General features: G+C 52.1%; 10 protein-coding genes. 7 read left to right on the forward strand and 3 right to left on the reverse strand.

Features of this window, described 5'->3' with window-relative positions:
• Positions 1 to 1,947, reverse strand: a complete 1,947-nt coding sequence (locus ACO08I_RS14130; RefSeq protein ID WP_421949639.1) for a S8 family serine peptidase — start codon at positions 1,945 to 1,947, stop codon at positions 1 to 3.
• 172 nt (positions 1,948 to 2,119) lie between these two features.
• The gene (locus ACO08I_RS14135; protein WP_044217134.1) at positions 2,120 to 2,647 is read right to left on the reverse strand and encodes an RNA polymerase sigma factor; all 528 of its coding nucleotides are present in this window, start codon (positions 2,645 to 2,647) and stop codon (positions 2,120 to 2,122) included.
• A 270-nt stretch (positions 2,648 to 2,917) separates the two neighbouring features.
• Between ACO08I_RS14135 and ACO08I_RS14140 the strand changes: the two genes are divergently transcribed.
• From ACO08I_RS14140 to ACO08I_RS14170, 7 genes are all read left to right on the forward strand, one after another.
• On the forward strand, positions 2,918 to 3,439 hold the full coding sequence (locus ACO08I_RS14140; protein ID WP_044217136.1) for a helix-turn-helix domain-containing protein: 522 nt from the start codon (positions 2,918 to 2,920) through the stop codon (positions 3,437 to 3,439).
• Positions 3,440 to 3,840: 401 nt separating this feature from the next.
• Positions 3,841 to 4,749, forward strand: coding sequence for an SPOR domain-containing protein (locus tag ACO08I_RS14145; RefSeq protein ID WP_421949640.1), 909 nt, complete (start codon positions 3,841 to 3,843; stop codon positions 4,747 to 4,749).
• A 133-nt stretch (positions 4,750 to 4,882) separates the two neighbouring features.
• The gene (gene hutI, locus ACO08I_RS14150) at positions 4,883 to 6,145 is read left to right on the forward strand and encodes an imidazolonepropionase (RefSeq protein ID WP_421949641.1); all 1,263 of its coding nucleotides are present in this window, start codon (positions 4,883 to 4,885) and stop codon (positions 6,143 to 6,145) included.
• 19 nt (positions 6,146 to 6,164) lie between these two features.
• Positions 6,165 to 7,049, forward strand: a complete 885-nt coding sequence (locus ACO08I_RS14155; protein ID WP_421949642.1) for a hypothetical protein — start codon at positions 6,165 to 6,167, stop codon at positions 7,047 to 7,049.
• Positions 7,050 to 7,117: 68 nt separating this feature from the next.
• A complete protein-coding gene (locus tag ACO08I_RS14160) occupies positions 7,118 to 7,600 on the forward strand; it encodes a TspO/MBR family protein (RefSeq protein ID WP_421949643.1) in 483 nt (160 codons plus the stop codon).
• A 75-nt stretch (positions 7,601 to 7,675) separates the two neighbouring features.
• The gene (locus ACO08I_RS14165; RefSeq protein WP_421949644.1) at positions 7,676 to 8,944 is read left to right on the forward strand and encodes a UbiA family prenyltransferase; all 1,269 of its coding nucleotides are present in this window, start codon (positions 7,676 to 7,678) and stop codon (positions 8,942 to 8,944) included.
• 315 nt (positions 8,945 to 9,259) lie between these two features.
• Positions 9,260 to 11,065 (forward strand): acyl-CoA dehydrogenase family protein, encoded by a 1,806-nt coding sequence (locus tag ACO08I_RS14170; protein WP_282777482.1) that lies wholly within the window; start codon positions 9,260 to 9,262, stop codon positions 11,063 to 11,065.
• A 90-nt stretch (positions 11,066 to 11,155) separates the two neighbouring features.
• On the opposite strand, the gene ACO08I_RS14175 is transcribed toward ACO08I_RS14170, so the two are convergent.
• Positions 11,156 to 13,180 carry an FAD-dependent oxidoreductase gene (locus ACO08I_RS14175; RefSeq protein WP_421949645.1) on the reverse strand — a complete coding sequence of 675 codons (2,025 nt, stop codon included), beginning with the start codon at positions 13,178 to 13,180 and terminating at the stop codon, positions 11,156 to 11,158.
• Positions 13,181 to 13,238 lie beyond the last annotated feature (58 nt).

Here is a 13,238-nt window from a genome sequence, read left to right on the forward strand (position 1 = left end):
TTATCCCATTTTTGAAAGGTCTGCGGGGAAGGTGCTCAGTCCTAGTTCTGATTTCACGCGATCATTCAGCCGGCGGGCCTGATCAAAGTTATCAAAAGCGCCCACAATCACTTTGTAAACCGTTTTGCCATTGAGATCGGCGATGTTGACGATAACGGGCTGCTCAAACTGCCGCTCCAGCTTTTCTGCTTGTACCAGCACATTGCCATAATCACCAAATACACCAATCTGCACCCCCCAGCCCCGAGCCGGTTGAGGCGCAACCTTAAACCGGAACAACCCTTGCCCTGATGAAACCTGCGGGGCTACACTCCCCCGGGAGGGCGACGGAGCAGGCGACGGAGACGGGGTTGGGCGGGGAGAAGGCTTTGGTGTGGGCTGTGGCACCACATTAGACGATTCGCGACGGTCACGCCGGCGCAAGGCTTCTGCTACTGCTTTATCGGCATTGACCCTGCCGTAGCCATATTTCAAAGACCGCCCGTTGACGTATTCGGATGGAGCGCCAATCTTATCTGCGGTAGCGCGAAGGATTTCTTTGACTTCCCGGGCTGTAAGGTCAGGATTGGCGGAAAGCATAAGGGCGCAAATACCAGCAACCAAAGGGGTGGAACTGGAAGTGCCACCAAAGTGCTTGTAGTGCGGGCCCCGGTCACGCCCGTCCCGGTAATACTTGTAGACGCCCGTTTCCCAGCTCAGCCCGGGGTCCCATGATGCCCGGGCAGCCAGGATTGGCCAATCGCCATTGGAAGGTGCACAAATATCAATTTCCCGCCCCCGGTTGGAATAGCTGGCGTGGGTATCCTTACTGGTGGAGGCAGCCACCGCGATGACATCGGGGTGCGCGGCATAAAAGTTGACGTAATCTTTATCATCGTTGCCTACCGCATACAGAATGACGCAGCCCTTGCCATTACGGCCCTGCCGTGCGGCTTTCGCAATCGCCTGTTCCTTAATGCTGCCCAGGCTGAACTTAGGGTCTGTGGTGCCCCAGCTGCAGCTGATGATGTCTGCTCCATTGCGCATGCAATAGTCAAACATCTGTTCCGTAGCCCGGTTACTGAATGAAGTGCCATTGACCGGCATAAACCGGGATTCCGGTGCTGCGCCTACGATGCCCCGACCATTGCTTACCGCAAGGGCAACACTTGCACAGGGCGTACCGTGTGTAAACCGGGCATCGCCCATCGTCATGTTGGAAGAACCGGTCCACAGGTCAAAAGGCCGGAATAATTTAGTCCTCAAATCCGGATGGTTGACGTCAAAGCCATTATCAATAATGGCGATGGTAATGCGGTCAGAGCCCATGCCATCGAGCCTGCGCCAGGCATCAAACACTTTCGCATCAGCCCCCTGCCGCAGGCGGTAGTTGGCACCAGGAATGTAACCACGATTGCGCAAATGCCACTGCTGAGTGACCAAATCATCGTTGGGCTCATGGTATTCGTACTCATCGAGCAGCGTGTCCAGGTCAGGCTCAGCGACCTTCACCATAGATATTTCCTGCAGCAAATGAGCGACTTTCAGCGGATTGGGGGAGTTTGCTGTTACCCGGGCAACGATTTGCTGTTGGTCCCGCCGTTCGACGAGCTCCAGCTTGTACTCTTCCAGTACAATGCCCTGCTCTTCTTCATCCACGCCCTCTTCAAAGGTAATAAACAGCTCACCTGTAGCAACAAGAGGCTTGTCACTGCCCTCAGCGTAGTATACATGAGTGCCTACGGCTACTTCATCGCGGGTACGCACTGCGTCCAGTTTCTGATCAATATTCTGCCCTTCTGCATTCAGGCTTACGATTTTGAAACCGCCCAGGTTCTGGTGGACTTCCTTTTTGACGAAAGGCTGGTCTTCGGTTGCTTTTTCTTCAGCGGTGCGCAGCCCCACCAGGGCTTTACTTTTTTTGAGGGTGAGTTCACCTTTACCACTGCGGACTTTAAGTTTGCTCATGTGCTTTGTTTTCGGGGATTTGGTAACCGATAACCAATATAGAAATATTTCATGGATAATAGCGCCTTTGTACCACAGGAGCTTGCCCTAAGGCATAGAAACAGGAACGGGGTTGAACTACTGAATAGCTCAACCCCGCTTATCTACAACAACATTAATCTTTCGGCACTTTTTAAGCCCGGCGCTCTTTTTGAGCCTCAGCGTACATTTTTTGCAGCTTTTTGCGTGCAAAGAAAATACGGCTTTTAATGGTACCAAGTGGAGAGCCCAGTTGCTCTGCAATTTCGTCATACTTATACCCCTGATAAGCCATCATGAAGGGACGGCAGAAGTCCTCGGGTAAAGAGTTAACCATTTTCATCAGCTCTTTGTAGGCCACATTATTTTCCCCATCGTTCTCCACTGTTTTATCTCCGGAGTTGAGGTAATAATTATTGGGCGTTTGGTCGATGATCATATTACGGCGCACCTTCTTACGGTAATTGTTGATGAAGATGTTACGCATGATGGTCACCGCCCAGGCTTTGAAGTTCGTGCCTTGCTTGTATTTATCTGCATTGGTGATGATGCGGACTGCTGTATCCTGGTACAGATCCTCAGCATCAACCGGATTGCCGGTCAGCTTAAGCGAAAACGCCCGAAGCGAACTGCTGATGCTGTCCAGTTGTTCCTGAATCTGATTTTGCACTGTATATAGCATAGTCGGTGATTTATGTTTGATGAATTAGCTTTTGTAATTATTATTTACAAATTTACAGTTCCAACATCAATTTTGCAAATAAAATTTCCCTCGGACGGCGCTTTCTGCTGCAGGTGTAGTTGATTTGACAGTTCAATGGCAATGCCCCTCCGAATCGTTAAAAATCTTAACACAACTAAACCATGCGGAGCTTCATTTGTATTTTAGAATGAATAATGCAAAACGGTAAACTTCATCGTTCGGTCTTTTTGCAGGAAAAGCCATCCAATCATGAGCCTGGTTAAGGAACAACAAGATACCATTCTACTACATCGGAACATTCGCTTTTTACGTAAGCAAATGAAACTCAGTCAGGAAGAACTGGGCAGGCGCATCGGGCTCAACCGGGGCAATATCGCCTCCTACGAAAACGGTAGTGCAGAACCCAAGATATGTAACCTGCTGAAACTCTCCAACCTCTTCGGTGTCCCCATTCTTGACCTGACCAAGCGGGATTTAAGTGTGGTGGACAACCTTCAGGCCGCCAATGATCATTATCAGGCGCCTTCTGCCAATGAAGCTGAACTGATCGAGCAATTCACAAAAAGGGCAGACGAGCTCCTTAAGGTAATCAATAGCATACATACTTGCTTCGAATATAAGACCAATTCGCTTGATGAATCGACGCGCGGCTCAAAAGCCTATCAAATGGCGGCTATGAAATTCGAAGAACTCTTTGATGCATCAGAAGAACTGGCAGGGAATCATAAAGCGTTAATTGACTTTGTAAAGTGTCACATCAAAGGAAAATAATTATTTTTTATTCAAATATTCCCACCTGATTCTTGACTGTTATTTGACGTTCCCTTATCTTTATATTCACAAAAGTTATTTTCCCAACACTTCTTGCAAACAGCTTGATCATTCTACTCAAGCGGCACTTTGGCACAACACTCCTCCTGATACCAGTCAACACAGAACACAGCTAAGAACAAACCACTATATACCACAGCACTTGGGGCTGGCTGCGTCCTGCATTCAATATGTCCGGATTTAACCACGCAGCTCAGTTACAATGAGAAAACCCTTTTTTCGGTAATTACCCAGCCGGAAGATGAGTTGTATATATGAATCTATTTACTCAAACGACCGTACAAATGATGTGCACAAAAACTACACCTGTCAAGATTAGTACTTACCGAAAACCGTATCTTATGAAAATTTTACTCACCCTGGCCGTGCTGCTGCCCGGCTTCTGCCTTTGTGCAGCCGATACCATTACGGGACCTAATAATCCGCTTCAGTTTACAGCGTCTGATTACCTCGAAATCCAGCAAAAAGCAAAAACAGAAGGCAAACTTTATTTTTTACACTTTACAGCTGATCATGTCGAGCAGTGTATCTGGATGGAAAAGCACACGTTCTCCAACGAACGGTTAGCAGCATATATCTCAAATAATTACCTGGCAGCTGAAGTGGACATAGAACAACCGGAAGGTGCCCGTTTACAACATCAGTATGAGATCAATCAGCTGCCCACTACCTTAATCTTTAGTACAAAAGGGGAACTTATCGGTGGCCTCACCGGCAAGCAGACCGCTAATGAAATGCTGGCTACGCTTCGCAACTACGATACACCGGAATACCGTATTTTGCCTGCCAAAGCCAAAGGTGGAAATGCGTGGCCGGCTGCCTACAAAGCTGTAGACCGCAAAATCTTCAGGCCGAGGCTGGTTCCTGATATTGCTTCCGGCAGTGCCGCTGACTATTCCCGGCAGCAATCAGGCCTGACTCAAAACCAGGTACAGGCAGTACGCCCGGCTTATACGGAACACTACCCTAGTATTTATACCCGTCCACAAAACCATATAGCAGCCCGCCCGGAAAGCTCCTTTGCCTTGCAGGTTGGCGTCTTCTCCAACTATCAGAACGCTTACCGGGAAAAGGGCAACCTTGAACGCTACGGAGCAACAGGGCATGTGTTCCCTGTAAAAGGCTCAAATGGTCGTACCGTATATCGTTTATGCGCCGTTGATTTTAATACCAGGGCAGAGGCTGAACAGTACCAAAAAACAGTAGCTGCAAGATACCCCGACAGCTTTGTCAAAGAGATTGAAAAATAATGGAATGGAATAGCTGATCCAGCAAAGTGCCTTACCCCCCGTATTTTCAGGCCAGCTGGCCGACCCAGCTTAACGGATGTTCTTCTTTAAGAGCATCCGTTTTTTATTTTTGCCCTTCACCAACTTGAGAACCATGTCCAGCCTCCTCCTCCGTAATATTCGTTTCCTCGCCCTCGCAGAGACTCACCCTCAGGCTTCCTATGCCGGCACTGCCATGCAGCACATACCGGTAATGGAAGATGCTTTTTTGCTCATCGAAAAAAGCAAGATCGCCAACTTTGGCCCCATGGAAACCTGCCCGGTCCAAGCTGACGAAGTGGTGGACTGCAGCGGGCGTGCTGTTTTGCCCGCATGGTGCGACTCCCATACCCACCTGGTCTTTGCCCGCAGCCGGGAAGAAGAATTCGTGGACCGTATCAAAGGGCTCAGCTACGAAGAAATTGCCCGCCGGGGCGGTGGCATTCTCAACTCTGCCCGCCGGTTGCAGGAAGCTTCCGAAGCGGAGCTGTTCGAGTCTGCATGGGGGCGCCTCCGCGAGGTCATCAGCTATGGTACAGGGGCCATTGAAATCAAAAGCGGCTACGGGCTGACTGTAGAGAGCGAGCTCAAAATGCTCCGGGTCATCCGCCGGTTGGGCGAAAAGGCCCCTATCCCCGTCAAATCGACCTTCCTTGGTGCCCATGCCCTGCCGCCGGCTTACCAATCAGACCGCAAAGCTTACCTCGACCTCATCGTCAATGAAATGCTGCCCCGCATTGCGGAAGAAAACCTGGCGGATTACGTGGATGCCTTCTGCGAGAAAGGGTTCTTTACCGTTGCCGAAATGGAACGCGTCATGGAAGCGGGTGCCAAATACGGGCTGAAAGCCAAAGTACACACCAACCAATTCAACAGCATGGGCGGTATTGAAGCAGCGGTAGCCCATGGTGCTGTTTCGGTAGACCATCTGGAAGTCGTCTCGGATGCAGAGTTGGAAATCCTAAAAAGCGGGCAAAGCATCCCAACCCTTTTGCCCTCGGCCCCCTTCTTCATTGGAGGACACTATCAACCCGCCCGTAAGCTGATTGATGCCGGCTTACCCGTTGCTCTAGCCACGGACTACAACCCGGGGTCAACCCCTTCCGGACGGATGCAGTTCGTGCTGGCCCTGGCTTGCCTGAAGTGTGGCATGTTGCCCGAAGAGGCAATCTGTGCCGCCACGCTGAATGGCGCCAAAGCTATGGAGCTGGAAGCCGAACTCGGCAGCATAGCCATGGGCAAACGCGGCAGTTTTGTACTTACTGCTCCCCTGCCCTCGTTGGCGTACCTGCCTTACGCATTCGGCACTGATCTGGTGGAGCGCGTCTATATCGATGGGCAATGCCGGGTTGATAAGCGGTCTGTGTTTATAGACTGAATGACTTAAATCATCCGAGATGTCAATGCCTTATTGGAGTGTTTCCCGGCTTTCCGTCCTTTTCTTCTTTTTTGTGAGCCTGTTCCCCGCTGTTGCGGCAGCTCAGTTCACGCCAGACTACGAAGTCCTCATCACCACAACAGACGGGCGGGCCCTGAAGGGGCGTAGTGTACGGCAGGACAGTAGCGGGTACCAGTTTTGGCTAAAAGATGCACGGCGGGAAACGATGATCAACCAAGATCAAATCCATCGCATTGATACACTGGGGCTGTGGAGCCCGCCGGTAGGCAGTTACCTGAATCAGATTGGTCCCAATACCGGTTACGGGCTCAAGAAGGGCGAGGTTTACTGGCGCTCCTATATGCTCACCGCCAACTTTGCCGCTGTGGGGATAACGGATTACTTTTCCATCGGTGCCGGCTTCGATATTGCTTCCAGTATTTTAACTGCCTCTGACCATACTTTCACCTATGCCATCGCCCCAAAGTTCAGCATCCCCATCCGAAAGGACCTGATCAACGTAGGGATCGGTGGCATTTTTCTGAACCTGCCTGATTACGAAGGCGGTTTCTCTACCCATAATTTCTACCACGCCACTTTCTCTGTGGGCTCGCGGAGCCGCAACCTCTCGACAGGGCTGGCAATGGTACAGGTGGAGGGCAACCTGCGCCCCTCTCCGGTCTACACCATGAATATGAACTGGTCGGTCAAATCTTTTTTCGCCCTACAGGCAGAAATACTGACCGGTGCCCCTATAGAAGGCACGGTTGTCCTACCCGGCATACAGCTCATTGGCCGGCGGTTGGACTTCAACCTTACCTACCCGATTGGCTGGAATGCCGGGGGCTTCTATTACAGCCCGTTCCCACTTGGCGCACTGAGTTTCAAAGTCAGCCGCCCGTAGCAAAAATCAACATCTGCGCCCTGTCCTTGTTCCAGTTACACATGCATTAGTAACTGAAAATCAAAACAATGGATACGCCTAAGTACGAAAAGCTATTTCCCGTTCTTCTATTTAGTATCGGGGCGTTCGGCTTGAATAACCTTTTTCAGATTCCAGACTGGTATGATGAAGTACAGGCCAATGCCTGGACATTTACTTTCCAGCAGGTCGATATTGCGGAAATCGTGCTGTACCTCACAAGCAGCTTTGCCTTTTGGCTCGTCTGGAAAAACCGGTCACTGCACGAAATCTTCTGGCCGGCCTTTGCCTACGTTGGCGTCATGCTGTTCAGCAGCAGCTGGTCGCTGCTCTTTTTCGGGCTGCAATCTCCACTTGCTGCATTTATCGATATGATTGTCGTGGCGTCGGCTATTGGAGTCGCAGGTCTGCAATTCTACCGGCACCACAAGGCTGCAGGCTGGCTCATGGCGCCCTGTTTCTTAGGCGCAGTGGTCTTCGCCTTTAACAACTATCATATTTATCAGGTATACACGCAAATAATGAGTGCTTAATCGCCTTGCGGAAGAACCAAAATTTAGCTTGCGTGTTATACTTTCAAAAATTACTGAAAATAACGAATTTAAAATATGAAAAGTGTCATCACCTGTGATATGGAGGGTCGGATTGAGACCTTTAATAAAGGCGCGGAAGAAATGTTCGGGTATCCTGCGGATGAGGTCATCGGGAAAGAGCGGGTTTCTGTCTTTTCTCCGGGAGAGATTGTGCTCCAAAATGTACCAGTCTGGCTCGATGAAGCCAGTAAGCACGGCAAATACACCGCCAAAACCAAGTTTGTGCGTAAAGATGGCACGCCATTCAATGCCAAAATCCGCGTTACGCCCACTTTTGCCAATGGGAAGGACAACGGGCAAACCGGTTATTGCGGGGTGACTGAAGTGATTGAGGAGGAGGTCAACCCAACTATTAAGTTCTCCACCAAGCTGATCAAAGCGCTGGCGATCACACGTATGCCCTTTCTGTCGGCAGTGCTGATGCCAGCGTTTATAGGGGGCGCGTATGCTTATCACTACGAGCTGGGTTCGCCCGGTGCGTTCAACTGGTGGTTGTTTACCCTTGCAGTAATTGGCGTGGCGCTGCTCCACCTCGGCAGCAACGTCATGAACGACTACTTCGATGTCAAGGACGGCACCGATGGGGCGAATAACGACTATTTCCTGCAATTTTCTGGCGGCAGCCGGGCTATAGAGCTCGGGCTAATTACCCTCGAAGGTACTAAACGCCTGGGTCTGGCGCTGATTGCCGGTGCGACACTCATCGGTATTTACCTGACAGCAGTCACCGGTTGGGTGACGTTACTGATTGGGCTGGCGGGACTGGCTATCGGCTATTTGTATACCGCGCCTCCGGTACGCCTGGTCGCTCGTAAAGGGTTGGGAGAACTGGGGATTGCCTTGGCATTTGGTCCCTTGGTTACTTTGGGTATTGCTTATGTAGTAACGCAGCAGCTTTCCCCAATGGCGTTCCTGATTGGACTGCCTGTGGGCCTGCTAACCGCCAATATCCTGCTCATCAATGAGTTTCCGGATGCGGAGTCAGATGCTAAGACCGGCAAAAACCACCTCGTCGTTACCTTCGGCAAGGAAAAGAGCACCTATATATATCTGTCGATACTGATTATGGCTTTTCTGTCTAATCTCGCGATTGTCTGGTTCCTGCCTGACACCAATCCCTGGCTGATTGGCGTGAGCGTTGCTTCACTGGCTGTAGGTATTTTGATCTTCCGGCATATTCGGGAGCACTATCAGGACCGGGAACTGGTGACTTCCAACAAAAATACGATAGCCCTCAGCGCACTGACCGGTCTGCTGACAACACTTGCCTTAATAATAGGATAAAAAATACGTTTTGGTTTGATCTGAAAGTCCCGGTGCTGTGGTGCGCCGGGGCTTTTTTTATTGGAAAATCGTTCTATAAACCGCCAAAACACGGACCAAAGTCACGATTTAGCGAAAATTCGCAAAATTTCAGCCCTTATCCTTTACTTTCTGCCGATAAGCCCCTAAATTAGTAGCGAAAATTCGCTGAATGATTTACAAGGCGCTACAAATCAAGCCTTTTTAAACAAACTACAGGCGAATCCGGAGTGGTTTCCACGCTCCGTAACTCAGCAACTTTAACGAAGCATTAGGCTACTAAAATAAGATTTTACCATGCAAGACACGCTCAGCAAAACCGATGTACTCAAGGGGGGCGAATTCCTGATCAGCGATACGCCCGGCCCGGAGTCGACCTTCATCCCGGAAGAAATGAATGAGGAACAGCTCATGATCCGCGATACGGTAAGGGACTTTTTGAATACAGAAATCCTCCCAAACATCGACCGCATTGAGGCGCAGGAAGAAGGGCTGGCCCCACAGCTATTGGAAAAAATGGCAGAGCTCGGCCTGCTGGGCTCTCACATGCCCGAGGAATATGGTGGTATGCAGCTGGACACCAACACCAACACCATGATTTGTGATGTTTTTGGCCCGGCCGCTGCGTTCACCGTTTCTTATGCCGCTCACACTGGCATTGGCATGCTGCCCATTCTCTACTTTGGAGATGAGTCTCAGAAAGCTACTTACCTACCGCGCCTGATCAATGGCGAACTGAAAGCCGCTTACTGTCTGACGGAGCCAAGTTCCGGTTCTGATGCCCTGGCTGCCAAAACCCGGGCGGACCTGAGCGAGGATGGCAACCACTACGTCATCAATGGCCAGAAGATGTGGATTTCCAATGCTGGCTTTGCAGACATTTTCATTGTTTTCGCACAGATTGACGGCGACAAGTTCACCGGCTTCATCGTGGAGCGTGATTCTGAGGGGCTAACCCTGGGCGCAGAAGAGAAAAAGCTGGGCATCAAGGGCTCTTCCACCCGTCAGGTCTTCTTTGAAAATGTAAAAGTGCCTAAAGAAAACGTACTGGGCGAAATTGGCAAAGGTCACCTTATTGCCTTCAATGCCCTGAATATTGGCCGCTTTAAGCTGTGCGCACTTTGCGTAGGCGGTGCCAAGAAAAGCGCTGAGACCGCCGTGCAGTACGCCAACGAGCGTATTCAGTTCAAGCAGCCGATTGCCAACTTTGGCGCCATCAAGCACAAACTGGGCGAGCAAGCCATTCAGATTTTCGCAGCGGAGAGCGCCATGTACCGTGTATCTCACCTGCTACAGGAAAAGAATAAGGCTCTGATGGCAGAAGGAAAAACCTTTGCAGAAGCGAAGCTCGAAGCAGCCGAAGAATACGCCATCGAGTGCGCCCTGCTCAAAGTGCTCGGCTCAGAAGTACTGGACTATGTAGTCGACGAGACCGTGCAGGTACACGGTGGTATGGGCTACTCTGAAGAAGGCACCGCTGCCCGCGCCTACCGCGACGCCCGCATTAACCGCATCTACGAAGGCACCAACGAAATCAACCGCATGCTTTCCATCGATATGCTGTTCCGCCGCGCGCTGAAGGGCAACCTCGATATCGTCGGGCCAGCCTGGGAAGTACAGAAGGAACTGGCGTCTATGCCTTCCTTTGATCAGCCCGAGGGCGCCTACGCCGCCGAGAAGAAAGCGATCAAGGAGTTCAAAAAAGCCGTACTGATGACGGCTGGTGCTGCTGCTAAAATGCAAATGGACGGCGAGCTCAACCTCAAGGAAGAGCAGGAGATCATCATGAATGTCTCCGATATGCTGCTCGACACCCTCACCGCAGAATCTATGCTGATGCGGGTGGAGAAACTAGCGGGGATGGACAATAAGGAGCAGCCACAGGAAATATACGACGCTATGCTGAAAGTCTTTATGACCGATGCCACCGCCCGTATCCACAAAAACGGCACGGATGCCTTGGTTTCCTTTGCCGAAGGCGATCTGCTGCGCACCATGCTGATGGGTCTGAAGCGCTTCACCAAGTACACACCGACCAACGTCAAGAAAGCCCGCCGCATGATTGCCGACCGCATGATTGAAGCGAACGGCTACTGCTTCTAAGATTTTTTGTAGACAATGCTAGATAGGTTGAAAGCCCCGGTTCGTTTGGATCGGGGTTTTTGTTTGGGTGCACCCGGTGAGGCGCCCGCCTCACACCACCGCCGCCAGCCAGCTCGCCTGACTGATCGCCCGCTTGGCATCCAATTCCCGGGCTTCGTCCGCGCCGCCGATGAGGTGGACTTTGAGCCCGGCTGCTTCCAGGGGCGGCTGCAGGGTACGCAGGGGCTCCTGCCCGGCGCAGACCACTACATGATCGACATCCAGCAGGCGGGGCTCGCCTTTATGCAGAATGTGCAGCCCGGCATCATCCACCCGTTGATACTGCACTTCGCTGAGCATCTCCACGCCCTTCTTGCGCAGGCTCTGCCGGTGAATCCATCCGGTGGTCTTGCCGAGGCCGGCACCGGGCTTCCCTTTGGACCGCTGCATGAGGTAGATTTGGCGGACAGGCGGTGTTGACTTTGGCTTGGTCAGTGCGCCGGGGTTCTGATAGTTGGTATCCACACCCCATTCCTCCATAAATGCCTCCACAGGCTGAGGAGTATCCGATGGTGGGTGGATGAGAAACTCAGAGACATCAAAGCCAATGCCGCCGGCACCGATAATCGCAACGCGCTGCCCTACTTCCTGATTATGCAGGAGGACGTCCACATAGCTCAGCACCTTGGGGTGGTCGATGCCTTCCAACTGAATCTGCCGGGGAGCAACGCCGGTAGCCAGGGCGACTTCATCGAAGCCCTGACTCGTCAGGTCATCGGCGTCCACGCGGGTATTGAGGTGGAGGTGGACGTCCTGTATTTCAATCTGACGCTCAAAGTAACGCAGGGTTTCGTAAAACTCTTCCTTGCCCGGGATGCGCTTCGCCATGTTGAACTGACCGCCAATTTGCTGGCTGCCTTCAAAAAGGTGGACTTCATGTCCACGCTGTGCGGCTACGGTAGCGAAGGCCAGCCCTGCCGGGCCAGCGCCTACCACTGCCAGCTTTTTCTTCGTCTGCGCAGGCGTGTAGTTAAGCTCCGTCTCGTGGCAGGCACGTGGGTTGACCAGGCAACTGGCTGTTTTTTGTTTGAACACATGATCGAGGCAAGCCTGATTGCAGGCGATGCAGGTATTGATCTCGTCTGCCCGGTTTTCTTCCGCTTTCTGCACGAAGTCGGCATCAGCGAGGAAGGGGCGCGCCATTGACACCATATCGGCATGGCCCGCCGCGAGGATTTCTTCCGCTTTTTCCGGTGTATTGATGCGGTTGGTGGTGATGAGCGGGATGCCCACTTTGCCCATCAGGCGCTGTGTGACCCAACTGAATCCGCCCCGGGGCACCATCGTCGCAATCGTCGGAACCCGGGCTTCGTGCCAGCCAATGCCGGTATTGATGATGGTCGCGCCGGCCGCTTCGATCTCCCGGGCGAGGTGCTCCACTTCTTCCCAACTGCTGCCGTCGTGCACCAGGTCGAGCATAGACAAGCGGTAAATGATGATGAAATTGGGCCCCACTGCTTCCCGGGTACGGCGTACGATTTCAATCGGGAAACGGATACGGTTCTCGTAAGGGCCGCCCCATTTGTCGGTCCGCTTATTGGTTTTGGCAACAATAAACTGATTGATGAGGTAGCCCTCTGAGCCCATGACTTCCACCCCATCGTACCCGGCTTCCTGTGCCAGTTGGGCCGTGCGTACAAAAGCACGAATGGTGCGCTCCACCCCACCGCCACTCAGTTTCCACGGCTTGAAAGGTGAGATAGGCGACTTGAGGCGGGAAGGCGCGACGGCCAATGGATGGTAACCGTAGCGCCCGGCGTGCAGGATTTGCAGGCAGATTTTGCCATCCGCTTCGTGCACGGCATCGGTTACAACCCGGTGGTTGCGCATCTCCCTGCGGTTGGAGAGCTTGGCAGAAAAAGGGCTCACCCAGCCTGCCCGGTTAGGCGCAATGCCCCCGGTGACCATTAGCCCGACGCCACCCCGGGCCCGTTCGGCGAAATAGGCGCCCATTTTTTCGAATCCGTTTTTCTCTTCCTCCAGCCCGGTATGCATGGAGCCCATGAGCACACGGTTTTTGAGGATGGTGAAGCCCAGGTCGAGGGGGGCAAGCAGCTTTGGGTAAGTTGGGTGCATGGTGGATTAATTTGTGGCGATGAATTTAGCGAAAATTCGCTAAATTCATCGCTAAAAT

The organism is Phaeodactylibacter xiamenensis (assembly GCF_965229835.1).
Taxonomy (GTDB): domain Bacteria; phylum Bacteroidota; class Bacteroidia; order Chitinophagales; family Saprospiraceae; genus Phaeodactylibacter; species Phaeodactylibacter xiamenensis.